Source organism: Xanthomonas sp. F1 (genome assembly GCF_014199855.1).
Genome location: NZ_JACHOK010000002.1, coordinates 653,737 through 668,532, shown reverse-complemented (window position 1 = coordinate 668,532; position 14,796 = coordinate 653,737). Strand labels below are relative to the sequence as shown.

Sequence of the window (14,796 nt, the reverse complement as noted above, 5' to 3'; positions counted from 1 at the left end):
GCGGTCGCGTGCAGCGGACGCCGCGCCCCTGCACAACTAGGCGTCCGTTGAACCAGTGGGCGGGACGCATGGCGCGCCTGGGCCAGCGCGGGCTTCGGCATGCGCCGTGCCCGCCCCGCGACCGCGCACCACAGCAGCACGTCACGGCGGACAGGACGTGCCCGCGTTGCGGTGATAGCAGGCATTGCCGACCGCAACCCATCCCGCTCCGAGCTGGGTCGCGTCCTGCGCGCTCATGTTGCAGGTGTACTGGGTCAGCGTGCCCGCCGCACTGCAGAAGGCGCCGCCCGGCCAGGTCTTGACGCTGGGGTCGTACCAGATCGTGGTGCTGATGGTCTTGCCCTGGGTGATATGCCCCATGTACACCGAGGTCAGCGTCCAGTGGCTCGGATCGCGGTCCAGGTTGATGGGATTGCCCTGCGCATCGCGCACCGGCTTGGTATGCCCCTTGCCGATGACCTGTAGCAGCCTGGGCAGGAAATCGACGTCGTTGGAGGTCGCCGTGCCGGCGAGATTCCACTGCCCGCCCATGTTGCGGATGTCGTCGTCCAGGCAGAACGCGAGGCTGGGCGTGTCTTCGTACCCCTGCGGGCACCACGGCGTGGACGGATCCTGCGCCGGGGTCGCGCCGGTACGGCCCAGGTTGATCTGATAGAACAGGGTCTGGCCCTGCGTATTGCCGAGAATGAAGCTGAAGGCATACCCGGTGTAGCTGGGCGCCGTCCCGCCGCAGCGGACATCGTCCTCGTAGGTCCTGCTCAACCCGACGCGGACACGAATGGCGCCGAGACTGGACAGCGGCGCGCTGGGCGTGAAGCCCAGCAGGGCGTTACTGCCCCAGAACGCCGGATCGGCGGTCACCAGGAACAAATCCTTCTCGCCATCGTACGGGTTCGGATTGCCCGGATCCGAGCCGGCGCACGTGTTGTTCGCCTGCGCCAGTTCGTAGGCGTTGGCGTGACCCGCGTACACCGGGTAGTACTTCACCCGCGCACGCACGCTCTCGGCTTGCCAGCCCTGCCCCGAGCCGCTGACGACCGGCTGCAAGGTGTCCGAATCGTTCGGATTGGCGCCCCATTGCGCCAGGGCATACGCGGTGGGCTGCTGCGGCCCGGACGTCCCGAGGATCTTGCCGTTGTCGTCGTTGAAGATCAGCGACGCGGGCAGCGGTCGCATGAGTTCGGTAGGGGGATCGGCCATCGCCTGCGCGATCGGCAGCAGCGTCGATGACAACATCCAGCACAGCACGCGCACGTTCTTGTCCATGTGCATCCTCCATTGCGCCTGATCCTGCGGCAGGAAGCCGGCACACCGCCGGCACCGCGCGGGACTGCGCCCGCGCCGCGCCATTATCGTCCTGCATCCGGCAACCGGCGGCGCCGAGCGTAGACAAGCGCAGCTGGACCGCTTCGACCGCGTGCAACTGGAAGACATTCGCCGTCTCGCGCATGCAACGCGCCAGCACCAACGACGCCGACCGCCTGCGCAAGTACCTGGCGCGGTTCGGCCTGGACTGGGAGCAGGTGCGCGAGGGCGGGCGCGCCGTGCCTCAGGATTGAGCAAACGCGTCCACCGGCCTCAGGCAATACGGCGCGCGGCGCGGCTCGACAAGAAAGGACCACAACGAGGCAGGCGAACACCACCCGCAGACTGGACCACCCTGCCGGTGGCGCCGCGGCAACGTCCGACCGCTCGCGCGGCGGACACGCTCAGATCAATCGAACGCGCTACCTAGTCGACATGCCAGGCCAGGCAACGCGAGCCTGACTCAGCCCGCGCACTTCGCGCACAGACCGTGCACTTCCAGGGTCTGCGCCTGCGGCTGGAAGCCCAGCGCCTTGGCGCGCTGCTCCAGTTGCGCGACCACGTCGCGGTCCTCCAGTTCCACCGCGCTGTGGCAGCGGTCGCAGATCAGGAACGGCACCGAGTGCTGGGCACTGCTCGGGTGGTGGCAGGCGACGAAGGCGTTGACCGATTCGAGCTTGTGCACGAAGCCGTTGGCCATCAGGAAATCCAGCGCGCGGTACACGGTGGGCGGCGCGTCGGCGCCCACGCCCTTGCCCTCGCGCACCCATTCCAGCAGGTCGTAGGCCTTGACCGGGCGCCCGGCCTCGGCGATCAGCCGCAGCACGTTGGCGCGGATCGGGGTCAGGCGCAGACCGCGCTCGCGGCTCACCCGCTCCACCACCTTGACGAAGTCGGCAGCGTCGTGGACGTGGTGATGCGGCTCGGTGCAGGCGGTCTTCTTGCTGGACATGGCGGTCTCCGGGGAATCAGCTTCCCGCTGGGATCTTGATGAGCGCGGCATCGATACGTTTCAAGGCCTCCTCGCGACCGGCCAGGTAGACGGTCTGCGAGATGTCCGGGCTGACCTGGGTGCCGGTGATGGCCACGCGCAATGGCTGCGCCACCTTGCCCATGCCGATCTCCAGGGCGGCGGCGGTGTCATGCAGCGCGGCGGCGACGCCGTCCAGGCTCCACTGCGGCAACGCGGCCAGCAGTTCCCGGGCCTTGCCCAGCGCCAGTTCGGCGCCCGGCTTGAAATGCTTGGCCACCGCCGCCTCATCGTAGCTGGTCAGCGGGCGATACCAGACCTCGGCCTTCTCGGCCATTTCCTTCAGGGTCTGCACGCGCTCGCGCAGCGCCACCACCACCTCGGCCGCGGCCGGGCCGGCGGCCGGGTCGATGCCGAGCTTGCGCAACTGGAATTCCAGCTGCGGCGCGATCGTGGTCGGGTCGTCGCTCTTGAGGTAGTGCTGGTTGACCCAGCCGAGCTTGGCCATGTCCAGGCGCGCGGCCTTGGAGTTGACGTCCTTGACGTCGAACAGGTCGATCAGCTCCTGGCGTCCGAACAGCTCCTGGTCGCCGTGCGACCAGCCCAGCCGCGCCAGGTAGTTGATCAGCGCATGCGGCAGGTAGCCGGCGTCCTTGTACTGCATCACGTCGGCCGCGCCGGTGCGCTTGGACAGCTTGGCGCCCTGCTCGTCGAGGATCATCGGCATGTGCGCGAACTTCGGCACCGGCGCGCCCAGCGCCTGGTAGATGTTGATCTGCCGTGGGGTGTTGTTGATGTGGTCGTCGCCGCGGATCACCTCGGTGATGCCCATGTCCCAGTCGTCCACCACCACCGCGAAGTTGTAGGTGGGGTAGCCGTCGGGGCGGAAGATCACCATGTCGTCCAGTTCGCTGTTGGCGATCTCGATGCGACCCTTGATCAGGTCGTCGAACGCCACCACGCCCTCGGTCGGGTTCTTGAAGCGGATCACCCGATTGGGATCGTCGCGGTGCGGCAGGTTCAGTTCGCGCGCGGCGCCGTTGTAGCGCGGCTTTTCCTGCCGCGCCATCGCCGCCTCGCGCATCGCGTCCAGTTCCTCGCGGGTCTCGTAGGCGTAGTAGGCCTTGCCCTGCGCCAGCAACTGCTCGGCCACCTCGCGGTAGCGATCCAGGCGCCGGGTCTGGTAGATCGGGCCTTCGTCGTAGTCCAGGCCCAACCACTCCATCGCCTCCAGGATCGCGTCGATCGCCGCCTGGGTGCTGCGCTCGCGGTCGGTGTCCTCGATCCGCAGCACGAATTCGCCGCCGCGGTGGCGCGCCTCCAGCCAGCAGTACAGCGCAGTGCGCGCGCCGCCGATGTGCAGGTAACCGGTGGGACTGGGGGCGAAACGGGTGCGGCAGGCCATGGAACGCTCGAAACGACGGGAATCGGGCGATTTTACCTTGCTGGGGCGGCGCCTGCCTGGCGCCGGGAGTGGGGATTGGGGATTCGGGATTGGTACAAGCGGCGTATCGCCGAGGAAACAGGTCTTGGCAAGCCCGTCGCTGCCGATGACAGGCGCCTGCCCTCTACGCGAAGCCGCTCAGTTCCGCGCGTACCACGGCCGGTGCAAGCTGGCCGCGCCAGTCGCGGTCGTTGGCCACCTGCGCGTTGGCGCGGCTGGCCTCGAGCGTGGCGACATCCAGCTCGGCGATCGCCCAGACCTGCTCGCCGTGGGTCTGCGCGAGAATGCCGTCGGCGGGGAAGCCGGCGTCCATCGGCGCGTACAGCGTCGCCTCGCCGGTGTTCACGTCCAGCGCCGGGCTCCATTCGGCGATGCCGGCGGTCACCGACTGGGCCACGAAGATGCGGTTCTCCAATGCCCGCGCCAGGCACCCCACGCGCACGCGGGTGGCACCGGCCTCGGTGTCGGTGCAACTGGGCACCACCAGCAGGCGTGCGCCGGCCTCGTACTGGGCGCGGACCGGCAACGGGAACTCGCTGTCGTAGCAGACCGCCACGCCGGCGCGCACGCCCTCTGCGTCGAACACCTTCAGCGCCTCGCCGCCGTCGATCAGCCCGGTGGCCTTTTCGAAGCCGGTCAGCTGCAGCTTGTCCTGCCAGCCATGGCCACCATCGGGGGTGAACCAATAGGCGCGATTGCGGTAGCGTCCCTGGCCCAGGTCGAGCAGGAAGCTGCCGGCGACCACGTGCAGGCGATGGCGCCGCGCCAGGTCGGCGAACAAGGCCAGGTACGGCGCATGCAACGCCTGGATCGCAACAAGCGACGCCGGCAGCCGCGATGACACCGCCGGGCCGAAGGTCGCGGCCAGTTCCAGCGACAGGTACTCGGGCAGTACCGCCAACTGCGCGCCGGCCTGCGCGGCCTCGCCGAGCAGCATGGCCTGCTTGTCGGCGAAGGCGGCGAAATTGGCAGGCGCGCCGATCGGATACTTGGCGACGGCGACTTTCATGCGGCAGGCTCCAGCGCGCGGGTCCAGAAACCCAGGGTATGCGGTGTTTCGCCGCGGCCGACCTCGTTCCACGGCAGGTGCATGCGCAACGCCGGCTGCGGCTGGTAGCCGCGCTTGCGCCAGAACGCGTCGTTGCCGCGATAGTCCGGCGGCCGCCGCGGATCGTCGGGTGCCCGCTCCACCGAACAGAATGCGGTCAATTTGAAGCGACCGAGCGCGCGCGCATGCGCCTCGCGCTCGTCGAAGAAGGCGTGGCCGATGCCGCGACCGCGGTACTGCGGCAACAACACCGACTCGCCGAAATAGAACACCTCGGCCGGGTCGATGCCACTGCCGGCGAAGGCCGCGGCGAACGCCTCGGCATCGTCCAGCAGCGGCAACCCGGTGGACGCACCGACCACCTGCTCGCCGTCGCACGCCAGCACGAACACGCTGTCCGGCGAGGCGGCATAAGCGGCCAGGTAGTCGCGCTCGTAGCCCAGGTCGCCGTCGTAGAGGTACGGCCAGTCGCGGAACACCGCGATGCGCAGCTGCGCGACCGCGTCCAGGAACGGCACGATCCCGGCGCCGCGCAGGCGCTGAATGGAGAGCGGAGAGTGCATCCGTGCACTCTACCGCAAGCGTTTCCCTGGCGCTGCCTGCCTGGCGGTGCCCTCGCGTACGCGTCCTTGCCGCTTCCCTGCGTGGGCGTCCTGCCCGTCCTGTGATGTACGCGCTTCCTCGCGCTGCCTGGCTCGCGATGCCCTTGCGCGCATCCTTGCCACGTCTCTCTGCGTAGGCGTCCTGCCCGTCCTGTGATGCGAGCGTTTTCTACCACTGCCTGTCTGCCGGGCGATGCGCTTGCGGATGCGTCCTTGCCGCCTCCCTGCGTGGGCGTCCCGCCCGTCCTGTGAAAGGTGGTGGCGTCCTGCCACCACCAGCGTTCCTGTCGTTGATGACCGATGACGATCCGGTCCCACCGTAGCGGCGATCGATGCGGACGCCCTGCCTCAGCGCCACCAGCGACACAGCAGGGCGGCCTGTGCCGGCAGCACCAGCAAGCGTGCGCGGCCCTGCGCCTCCCAGGTAACGAAGCCCGGCGCGGGCGGGTGCCCGCCCTGCTCCACGTCCATCGCCCAGGCCGGATCGCGGCGTACCGCGCGCCAGGGGCAGTAGCGCCACGGCGCAGCGTCGCCGGGCAAGGCCGCGCGCGCCTGCAGCGCGCTGGCCAGGAACGCCGCCGCGTCGCCGGCCAGGGCGGCGCGGCTGCGCTCGCTCAGGCGCAACCAAAGGGCGCCGCCCCGGTCGGCGGCGGTGACCAGCGCGGCCTGTGCGCTGCGCGCCAGGCTCGCCGGCAAATTGCCGTGATGCAGGCCATGGGTCTCCAGCGCTGCAGGCAGCAGCGCCTGCAGGCGACGATGCAGATGACGGTGCGCGACCATGTCCGGTGCTCCTTCCGACGGCTCAGCGCAGCGAAGCGCCGAGTTCGTACCAGTCGATCCGGCGGGTGATCCACATGATCGCGCCGAGGATGCCGAACAGCAGCAGCGAGCCCATCAGCAAGGCGTTGTCCTCCGAGGCCAACAGGCCGTACAGCGCCCCGTACAACACGGTGAGCATGGCGGCGAAGCCGGCCGCGCGCAGGCGGCTGCGCAACACCCCGGACAGGTAGAAGAACTGCAGCCCGATACAGGCCGCCGCCGAGACCAGATAGGCCTGCCAGAACGGGATGTGCTCGGACAGGCTGAGCAGCAGCAGGAAGAAGATCGCCAGCGCCAGGCCGACCAGCAGGTACTGCAGCGGATGGATCGGCAGGCGCTTGATCAGCTCGAACAGGCCGAAGGCGACGAAGGTCAGCACCACGAACAGCAGGCCGTACTTGCTGGCGCGCTCGGCCTGGGTGTACACGTCCACCGGGTCGACCAGGTCCACACGCAGCGCGTCGAGATCCTGCCCACCGGACGCCAGCTGCGCCTGCGCACCGGTGGCCAGCGACGACAGCGCCCAGTTCGCCTGGAACCCCTGCGCGGTGATGCGGCGCTCGTTGGGCAGGAAGCGGCCGCCGAACAGCGGATGCGGCCATGGCGAATTCAGCGCGATCTGGTTGTCGTCGCCGACCGGCACGATCGACAGCGCCTGGGTGCCGTCGAGCACGAACTCCATCTGCACATCGTGCAGATTGGTGAGCCGCCCCTGCTGCGTATCGGCCAACGCCGGCAGCACCGCGTGCACGCCCTTGGTGATCGTGGCCAGCCCTTCCGAGCCCGGCTGCAGCGGTAGCGCGCGGCCGTCGGCGCGCAGGTTCGGCGTACCGACCAGGCCGCGCACGTCCTGCAGGCCGATCGCCAGGTACGGCGTGCCGTAGCGGCGGCGGTCGGCGGCGGCGTAGTCGAGATCGTCGAACTCGGCCTTGAGTCGCGCATGCCAGCTGTAGACCTGCACCTTGAACAGGCCGATGCGGCGCTGCGACGGCTTCAGTTCGCCTTCGACCTGCAGCCGCCGCGGCGCCTGCAGCACGTAGCCGGTCTCGGTCTGGCGCTGGCTCACGCGTTTGCCGTCGGCATCGAGGACCATCACGTCGCGTTCCTGCGTCCACGGGATCACCCGCAGCGGGCCAAGCAGGCGCTGTTCGCCGGCCTTGCTCTGCGACACCCGCTCCACCGCCTGTTCGCGGTAGTGCTGGCGGTCCTGCACGGTGCCGCGAATCATCAGCAGCGGGATCAGCAACAACAGGATCAATCCGCCGATGGTGGCGAATCGCAGCAGCAGTTTCAGGGATTTCATGGCGGCCTCTCGATTGGGAGGGCGCCAGGATGCGGCCGCTGCGTGGGGAGGGTTTGAGGCGAATTTGAAGTGGGTGTGAAGTGCGGGGATTGGGGATTGGGGATTGGGGATCCGGGATCCGGGATCCGGCGACCGGCAACCTGTCGACGCGGCGCATTGACATTGTGGGAGGGACTTCAGTCCCGACGCGGGAACCCCGGGCGCTTCAACGCACCCTCGCGCCCATCGATCCGGCTCAGGCCAGCGGCAACGCCAGGCCGGCCACCGCGCCGCCGCCGTCGCGGTTGCGCAGGCTGGCGTCGCCACCGTGCAGGCGCGCCACCTCGCGCACGAACGGCAGGCCGAGGCCGGAGCTGCGCTGGCCGGTGGCCGGGCGCGCCAGCGAATAGAAGCGCTCGAATACCCGCTCCAGCGCGTAGTCCGGCACCCCCGGACCTGCGTCCTCCACCGACAGCAGCACGCGCGCATCGGCGCCGCGTTCGACGCGCAGCACGAGGGCCGCGCCCTCCGGCGAGAACGCGATGGCGTTGTCGAGCAGGTTGTGCAGCGCCTGGCGCAGCAGGTAGGGGTCGCCCGACACCACCAGGCTCGGGTCCAGCGCCTGGACCTGCAACTGCAGGCCGCGCGCCTGCAGCTGCGGCGCCAGCGCTTCGGCCAAGTCGGCGCACAGCGGCGCCAGCGCCACCGGCTCGCGCCGCTGCAGCCAGCCGTGCTGCTCCACCTCGGCCAGCGCCAGCAGCTTGTCGATGGTCTCGGTGAGACGCTGCTGCTGTTCGACGATGTTGCGCACGAAGCGCTGCCGCTCCGGCTCCGGCAGCGGCTCCTGCAGCAGTTCCGCGGCACCGCGGATCGCCGCCAGCGGGCTCTTCATCTCGTGGGTCAGCGACTGTACGTACTGCTCGACGTACTGCTTGCCCTCCAGCTTGCGCCGCATCGTCTCCAGCGCCCGGCCGAGATCGCCGATCTCGTCGCGGCGCGGCGGCGGCGGCGGCACCGGTGCACCGGCGCTGACCGCCTGCGCGTAGCGGTTGAGCCGGCCGATCCCGCGCAGCAGGCCCCAGGTCATCAGGATCCCGATCAGCGCGGAGATGCCGATCAGCCAAGCGCCGCGCAGCAGGATGCTGCGCTGGCTGGCAACGATGAACGGCTCGATGCTGCGGTTGGGCTGGGACAGGGTCAGCACGCCGATCAGCCGCCGCGGGTCGGCCGGATCGTAGACCGGCGCGGCCACGTGCATCACGGTGTGGTTGGGGTCGCCGTCGGCCTCGGGACTGGAGCGGGCGCCGTACTCGCCGCGCAGGGTGCGGTACACGTCGTTCCAGCGCGAGTTGTCGCGGCCGATGTCCTGCCCGCGCGAGTCGAACACCACCACGCCCGCCGCATCGGTGATGGTGACGCGGTAGTCGACGCTGTGCTTGGGGAAGCGCCAGACCATCGCGCGCGGATCGCGCCGTTGCGCGGCGCCCAGGTCGCGGGCGAAACGGCCGCTGGCGATGCGTCCGTCCTTCAGGTCCTGCGCGGCCATCTGCGCCAACACGTTGGCTGCGTCCACCAGGGTCGATTCCATCGCCTGGCGCACGCCCGGCTTGACCTCGTTGACGAACACCCGCATCACGAAGAACGCGGCCACCCCGACGATCAGGAAGAAACCCAGGAACAGCTTCAGCCCCAGCCGCACCTCAGGCCTCCAGCGCGTAGCCGAGGCCACGGTGGGTGCGGATCGGGTCGTGGCTGGCGCCGGCCGCGCGCAGCTTGGCGCGCAGGGTCTTGATGTGGGTGTCGACGGTGCGGTCGGCGCTGTCGGCGCTGCTGTCCCAGCCGCGGTCCATCAGTTGCGCGCGGCTGAGGATGGCGCCGGGCCGCTGCAGCAGCGCCGCCAGCAGCGCGTACTCGTAGCGGGTCAGGTCCAGCACTGCGCCGCGCCAGCGGATGCGGCGGCCGTCGCGGTCGATGGCGAAATCGCCGTGCTGCTGCCAACCGGCCTCGGCCTCGCCGATGACGACCGCCGGGCGTCGTAGCCGCGCCCGCACCCGTGCGACCAGTTCGCGCGGCGAGAACGGCTTGGCCATGTAGTCGTCGGCGCCCAGTTCCAGGCCGAGCACGCGGTCGATCTCCTCGTTGCGCGCGGTCAGGAACAGCACCGGCACCTGGCTGAAGCCGCGCAGCGTGCGGCACACCTCGAACCCGCTCACGTCCGGCAGGCCCACGTCCAGCACCACCACGTCGATGCCGCCCTCGCGCACCTGCGCCAGCGCCTCGCGCCCGAGCTGGCAGTGGCGCACCTGGTAGCCCTCGCTGCGCAGCGCGTACAGCACGGTATCGGCGATGGCGGATTCGTCCTCGACCACGAGGACACAGGCGGCGGCAGGCGTGGACATGGCGCGCAGCATAGCGGCCACGCGGGCGCCGCGGCAGTCCGTGCCGCCATTGCCGCATCGGCAATGCTCGGTACGGACTGCGCCGCGCGCAGGTGGGGATCGGGTCAGCCGCGGCTGCCGCCGTGCGCGCCGTGCGCGGCCGACGGCGCCGCCAGCTCCACCCGATTGCGGCCGCCGTGCTTGGCCCGGTACAGCGCGGCATCGGCGCGCGCCAGCAATGCCTGGCTGCTTTCGCCAGCGCCGGCTTCGGCGACGCCGATGCTGACGGTCAGGCGCAGGCCTGGCACGACCGCGTCGAACGACTGCCGCTCCAGCACCTCACGCAACTGGTCCGCCAGCTGGCTCGCCTCGGCGCAGGCCGCGCCGGGCAACAGCGCCAGGAACTCCTCGCCACCGGTCCGGCCGAAGCTGTCGTTCCTGCGCAGGCGCTGGCGCAGGGTCGTGGCGACCAGCCGCAGCACCTGGTCGCCCGCCGCATGGCCGTGCTCGTCGTTGATGCGCTTGAAGTGGTCCACGTCCAGCGCCAGCACCGCCAACGGCATGCGCCCGCCACGCGGCAACGCCGCCAGCGCGGTGTCCAGTTCGCTCAGGACCTGGCGCCGCGAGGCGACGCCGGTGAGGCTGTCGATGCGCACTTCGCGGCGGGCGCCACGCAGGCGCCCGAGGGTCAGGAACAACACCCCGCCAAGCACCGCCAGCAACAGCAGCGCCGCGCCCAGCAGCGCGCGTCGCAGGGTCGCCTCGCGTTCCATCGCCTGCAGCCGATTGCGCTGGGTTTCGGCCTTCTGCGCCAGTTGCAGCGCCGCCAGGTCGCGCTCGCGGCTTTCCGATTCGGCGATCAGGAATTGCGATTGCTCGCGCTGCATGCGCGTGTCAAGTTCCTGCTGCACCCGCATCTGCGCCTCGCGCGCATCCAGTGCCTGGCGCCATGCACCGAGCGCGCGCAAGGCCGTGGCCTTCAGATCCAGCACGTCGCCGAGGCTGCGCAGGTCGCCGTTGGCGCGGTAGCCCTGTTCGGCCTGCTCGGCCAGCGCTAGGGCGGCGCGCGGGTCGCCGCTGCGTTCTGCGATCAGCGCATCCACGTAATCGCGGCGCGCGCGCATCAGTCGCGTGGCACCCATCGCGAGCAGTTGCGCCTCGGCCTGCTGCCGCTGCGCTCGCGCCTGCGGCAGGTCGCCCAGCAGCGCATTGACCCGGGCCGCGCGCAACAGCAACGACGCTTGCGAACCCTCCAGCGGATGCCGGCCATGCAGCTCCGCCGCGCGCAGGTAGGCGGCCAGCGCCGCCGTCAGGTCGCCGCGCTGCTCGGCGATGGCGCCTTCGCGCTCCACCGCCAGCGCCTGCATGTAGCCGCCATCGCCCTGCCTGGCACGCTGCAGGACCTCGGCGACGACTTGGTGCGACAGGTCCGGCAGGCCCATGTCCAGATAGGCGTCGGCGATGCCGATCAGGGTCAGCAGCGCCACCCAGCCAGCATCGCGCTGTGCGTCGAGCCGGCGCAGTTCCTGCAAGGTGCGCAGCGACTGCGCGTAGTGGCCGGCGTCGCGCTCGGCGAAGGCGCGCATGCGCAAGGCTGCCGCGCGCAGGCGCGGGAACCGCTGCGCGTCGGTCAGCGCCAGGATCGTGGTGGCGGGCCGCAGGTAGGCCGGGCGCTGGCCGTCGTTGTACAGCGCATAGGTCTCGCACAGCAGGTACTCCAGGCGCACCTGCACGTGGGCGCGCGCGATCGCGCCGCGCTCGCCGCGTCGCGCCTGCTCCACTGCCGCCGCCGGCCCCTGCGGGAAATGCTGGCAGTCGAAGGCGTCCAGACGCGCGCGCCGCACCGGGTCGCGGGCAGGCAGCAGCGCCTGCAGGCGGGCATGCGCGACACGGTAGGCCTGCTCATCGGCGGCCATGTCCTTGCCGTGCGCGCCGAGATCCTCGATCAGCGCATCGAATGCCGCGGCCTCGGCTGGGCCGGGGGTGGTCGCCTCGGCGCGGGAAGCGCCGAATGCAACGAACGGCAACGCCAGCGCGAGCACACCGAGCAACAAAGAAGAAAGCATGAACATGCAACCGTGGCACTCGCCGGCCGCCCACGCGGCATCGGCATTGCGCACCCGAACGCTCCGACGACGCCTGCGCCCGGATGCACAGGCCCATCGTCCACGCCTTCCGGGTCCTTGCCCGGCAGGCGCCGCGCGGCCGCGCGCGGTCGCCCGGCTAGTGTACCGCGGCCGCGGACGCGCCCCGCCCGGCACCATGCCAGGCGTGGCCGGCTGGCGTGGCGCCCCGTACACTGCGCGGATGAATTACCGCCACGCCTTCCACGCCGGCAACCATGCCGACGTCCTCAAGCACATCGTGCTGCTGGCGCTGCTCGATGCGTTCAAGCGCAAGGACAGCCCATTCTTCGTGCTCGATACGCATGCCGGGCGCGGCCGCTATCTGTTCGCTGCCAACGAGGCGCGCAAGACCGGCGAGGCGGTCGCTGGCGTGCTGCGGCTGATGGGCCAGCCGACCCTGCCCGAGGTGGTGGAGCGCTATCTGCGCGCGGTGCAGGCCGACAATCCCGTGGGTGCGCTGGTCGCGTATCCCGGCTCGCCGCTGCTGGTGGCGCAGGCGCTGCGCGCGCAGGACCGGCTGGCCGCCTGCGAGCTGCAGCCCGAGGAAGCCGCCGAGCTCAAGGCGCTGTTCGCCCACGATCGCCGCGTGCAGGTGCATGCCGGCGACGGCTATGCGGCGATCAAGGCGTTCCTGCCGCCGAAGTCCGGGGCCAACCGGATCGGCCGCGGGCTGGTGCTGATCGACCCGCCCTACGAGGCGCAGGACGCCGAGTACCCGATGATCGTGGCCGCGCTGCGCGAGACCCTGGGCCGCTGGCCGCAGGCGGTGTGCGCGGTGTGGTACCCGATCAAGCAGCGCCGCAGCCTGCAGCCGTTCTTCCGCAAGGCCGCGGCCCTGCCGGTGACGTCGGCGCTGGTTGCCGAGCTGCAGGTGCGCCCGGACGATTCGCCGCTGCGGCTCAACGGCAGCGGCATGCTGCTGCTCAATCCGCCCTGGCAGTTCGAGCAGACCCTGGCGCAGGCGCTGCCGCCGCTGAAAACGCATCTGGGCGAAGCGGGCGCGGCCACGCGCCTGGAGTGGCTCAAGCGCGAAGCATGAGCTGCCGGGACGCAGCAATGGCGCGCAGCACCTCTCGCGCCTGGCGCATGCGCATGCTCAGAAGCAGTCCCAGTGGTAGGCGACGCGGCTGAAATCGCCGCGCCGCAGGTCGTCCGGGTCGATGAAGAAATTGGCGACACCGCTGTCGCCCCACATCATCTCCTCGTCGCTGTCCAACTGCAGCAGCAGGACCTGCCGGTCCTGCAGCGTGCGCGGGTCTTCCTGGGTGAACTCCGGATAGCCGCCAAGCTTGTGCCCGCCGCGGCTCAGCGCATCGAACAGCGCGTCGTCCACCGCATCCTGCGACAACGCGTGGCCGTTGGCGTACGCGGCGGCGACTTCATCCAGCGGCTTTCCGAGCACCTGCTCGAACCTTACATCGCTGCTGCCGATGGTTTCCTCGCTGGTGTCGAACCGCATCGCCCGCGGCCGCGCCGGATCGAACGGCAGCTTCTCGGCGGTCGGCAACGGCACCTGCGCCTGCCGCGCCGATGCCTCCGGCCGCGGCCAGTACACCACGCGGAAATTGCGTTGTTCGCTCAGCGCGGCCAGGTCGCTGCGCGCGCCGCTGAAGTTGGCGCCATAGAAATCGTCGCCGCCGATGAAGAACTGCAGCATGCCCTGGCGCGGGTAGCCGGGCAGCGGCGGCACGCGCGCCAGATCGATCTGCGCCAGCAGTGCCAGCGGCTGGCCATCGGCGCCATGCGGATAGGGCCTGTCCCCGGTCCAGTAGGGACGCCCGCCGACCTTGCTGGCCAGGCGATCGTCCTGCGCCATCGGCTGCAACTGCACCTGCAGCATCGACCGGCGCGTGGCCTGCAGGCGCGCCTGGTACGGGGCCAATGCCTGCGTCGCCAGTTGCTCCGCATCGGCGTCAGGGGCGGCGGTGGCGGTCGTCGGAGTATGGCTGTGCTGCCCGCGCAGCACCCACCAGCGGCCGCCGAGCAGCAGCAACGCCAGCAGCGCGACCAGGCCCAATCCGATCGCCGCCGACACGGCCACGGCATGCGATGTCTTCATCGTCGTGCATTCCCTTGAACGAAGCGCCACTCTAGCAAGACCACCCGAACGGCACATCCGCAGGACGCTGCGTTCACGGGCGCAAGGTTTTGGTAATGCGAGAATCCAGACTTCGTCGAGGATCATACGGCCATGGCTACCCGCAACCGCATGCCTCCGTGGCATGAAACCTTCACCCTGCCCAGTGGGCGCGAGTTGCTGATCCGGCCGATCCGGCCGGAGGACAGCGCCCCGCTGCAGGGCGCCTTCGGCCTGCTCGGGCCGACCGAGATCCGCGAACGTTTCCTGCATTCGACGCAGGAACTGACCGAGGACATGGCGCAACGCCTCACCCATCCCAATCCGAAGTCGGAACTGATCCTGGTCGCGGCCGAGCCGCTGCCGCCGGGCGAGGCCGTGGTCGGCGCGGTGGCGCGCGCCGCGATCCTCCCCGGCACCCGCGAGGCGCAGTACGCGATCCTGGTCAGCAGCTTCGTCTCCGGCCAGGGCCTGGGCCGGCAACTGATGCGCAAGCTGGTCAAGTGGGCGCGCCGCAAGTACCTGGACCGGCTCTACGGCGACGTGCTCGAGCGCAACGTGCCGATGCTGCAACTGGCCGAGTCGCTGGGCTTCCAGCGCATGCCGCATCCGGACAATCCGGACCTGGTGCGGGTGGTGCTGGAACTGGGCAACTGAAAACTCGGGACCCGGGACCCGGGACCCGGAAACGCCAGCGTTCCGCAGGCAACTTCAGCCCCTGCTCTTCCGGGTCCCCGGTCCCGGG

13 protein-coding genes are annotated in these 14,796 nt (G+C 70.3%); 2 read left to right on the top strand and 11 right to left on the bottom strand.

Annotated features, from left to right (window positions below; genetic code table 11):
* Positions 1–141 precede the first annotated feature (141 nt).
* From GGR71_RS07485 to GGR71_RS07440, 10 genes are all read right to left on the bottom strand, one after another.
* The gene (locus GGR71_RS07485; protein WP_160961534.1) at positions 142–1,266 is read right to left on the bottom strand and encodes a hypothetical protein; all 1,125 of its coding nucleotides are present in this window, start codon (positions 1,264–1,266) and stop codon (positions 142–144) included.
* Between the two features lie 502 nt (positions 1,267–1,768).
* Positions 1,769–2,257: a transcriptional repressor gene (locus tag GGR71_RS07480; protein WP_010343476.1), complete on the bottom strand. Its 489-nt coding sequence runs from the start codon at positions 2,255–2,257 to the stop codon at positions 1,769–1,771.
* 16 nt (positions 2,258–2,273) lie between these two features.
* The gene (gene gltX / locus GGR71_RS07475) at positions 2,274–3,680 is read right to left on the bottom strand and encodes a glutamate--tRNA ligase (protein ID WP_160961536.1); all 1,407 of its coding nucleotides are present in this window, start codon (positions 3,678–3,680) and stop codon (positions 2,274–2,276) included.
* A gap of 163 nt (positions 3,681–3,843) precedes the next feature.
* A complete protein-coding gene (locus tag GGR71_RS07470) occupies positions 3,844–4,728 on the bottom strand; it encodes a carbon-nitrogen hydrolase family protein (protein ID WP_160961538.1) in 885 nt (294 codons plus the stop codon).
* Complete coding sequence (locus GGR71_RS07465) at positions 4,725–5,330, bottom strand: GNAT family N-acetyltransferase (protein WP_160961540.1); 606 nt, start codon at positions 5,328–5,330, stop codon at positions 4,725–4,727. Before GGR71_RS07465 ends, GGR71_RS07470 begins: the two co-directional genes overlap by 4 nt.
* 387 nt (positions 5,331–5,717) lie before the next feature.
* Positions 5,718–6,149, bottom strand: coding sequence for a hypothetical protein (locus GGR71_RS07460; protein ID WP_048490779.1), 432 nt, complete (start codon positions 6,147–6,149; stop codon positions 5,718–5,720).
* 22 nt (positions 6,150–6,171) lie between these two features.
* On the bottom strand, positions 6,172–7,491 hold the full coding sequence (gene creD, locus GGR71_RS07455) for a cell envelope integrity protein CreD (protein ID WP_160961542.1): 1,320 nt from the start codon (positions 7,489–7,491) through the stop codon (positions 6,172–6,174).
* Positions 7,492–7,726: 235 nt separating this feature from the next.
* On the bottom strand, positions 7,727–9,169 hold the full coding sequence (gene creC / locus GGR71_RS07450; RefSeq protein ID WP_160961545.1) for a two-component system sensor histidine kinase CreC: 1,443 nt from the start codon (positions 9,167–9,169) through the stop codon (positions 7,727–7,729).
* A gap of 1 nt (position 9,170) precedes the next feature.
* On the bottom strand, positions 9,171–9,881 hold the full coding sequence (gene creB / locus GGR71_RS07445; protein ID WP_160961627.1) for a two-component system response regulator CreB: 711 nt from the start codon (positions 9,879–9,881) through the stop codon (positions 9,171–9,173).
* Between the two features lie 92 nt (positions 9,882–9,973).
* Positions 9,974–11,914, bottom strand: a complete 1,941-nt coding sequence (locus GGR71_RS07440; RefSeq protein ID WP_160961547.1) for a GGDEF domain-containing protein — start codon at positions 11,912–11,914, stop codon at positions 9,974–9,976.
* A gap of 241 nt (positions 11,915–12,155) precedes the next feature.
* Between GGR71_RS07440 and GGR71_RS07435 the strand changes: the two genes are divergently transcribed.
* Positions 12,156–13,013: a 23S rRNA (adenine(2030)-N(6))-methyltransferase RlmJ gene (locus GGR71_RS07435; RefSeq protein ID WP_160961549.1), complete on the top strand. Its 858-nt coding sequence runs from the start codon at positions 12,156–12,158 to the stop codon at positions 13,011–13,013.
* Positions 13,014–13,070: 57 nt separating this feature from the next.
* Here the strand turns inward: GGR71_RS07435 and GGR71_RS07430 are convergent, their stop codons facing one another.
* On the bottom strand, positions 13,071–14,033 hold the full coding sequence (locus GGR71_RS07430) for a YwqG family protein (protein WP_160961552.1): 963 nt from the start codon (positions 14,031–14,033) through the stop codon (positions 13,071–13,073).
* 132 nt (positions 14,034–14,165) lie between these two features.
* On the opposite strand from GGR71_RS07430, the gene GGR71_RS07425 reads away from it, so the two are divergent.
* The gene (locus GGR71_RS07425) at positions 14,166–14,708 is read left to right on the top strand and encodes a GNAT family N-acetyltransferase (protein WP_048490784.1); all 543 of its coding nucleotides are present in this window, start codon (positions 14,166–14,168) and stop codon (positions 14,706–14,708) included.
* Positions 14,709–14,796: the final 88 nt, after the last annotated feature.

Bases quoted from the DNA above. Each gene is read 5' to 3' on its own strand.
- GGR71_RS07485 (WP_160961534.1), bottom strand. From the start codon at position 1,266: ATGGACAAGAACGTGCGCGTGCTGTGCTGGATGTTGTCATCGACGCTG.
- GGR71_RS07480 (WP_010343476.1), bottom strand. From the start codon at position 2,257: ATGTCCAGCAAGAAGACCGCCTGCACCGAGCCGCATCACCACGTCCAC.
- gltX (WP_160961536.1), bottom strand. From the start codon at position 3,680: ATGGCCTGCCGCACCCGTTTCGCCCCCAGTCCCACCGGTTACCTGCAC.
- GGR71_RS07470 (WP_160961538.1), bottom strand. From the start codon at position 4,728: ATGAAAGTCGCCGTCGCCAAGTATCCGATCGGCGCGCCTGCCAATTTC.
- GGR71_RS07465 (WP_160961540.1), bottom strand. From the start codon at position 5,330: ATGCACTCTCCGCTCTCCATTCAGCGCCTGCGCGGCGCCGGGATCGTG.
- GGR71_RS07460 (WP_048490779.1), bottom strand. From the start codon at position 6,149: ATGGTCGCGCACCGTCATCTGCATCGTCGCCTGCAGGCGCTGCTGCCT.
- creD (WP_160961542.1), bottom strand. From the start codon at position 7,491: ATGAAATCCCTGAAACTGCTGCTGCGATTCGCCACCATCGGCGGATTG.
- creB (WP_160961627.1), bottom strand. From the start codon at position 9,881: ATGCTGCGCGCCATGTCCACGCCTGCCGCCGCCTGTGTCCTCGTGGTC.
- GGR71_RS07440 (WP_160961547.1), bottom strand. From the start codon at position 11,914: ATGCTTTCTTCTTTGTTGCTCGGTGTGCTCGCGCTGGCGTTGCCGTTC.
- GGR71_RS07435 (WP_160961549.1), top strand. From the start codon at position 12,156: ATGAATTACCGCCACGCCTTCCACGCCGGCAACCATGCCGACGTCCTC.
- GGR71_RS07430 (WP_160961552.1), bottom strand. From the start codon at position 14,033: ATGAAGACATCGCATGCCGTGGCCGTGTCGGCGGCGATCGGATTGGGC.
- GGR71_RS07425 (WP_048490784.1), top strand. From the start codon at position 14,166: ATGGCTACCCGCAACCGCATGCCTCCGTGGCATGAAACCTTCACCCTG.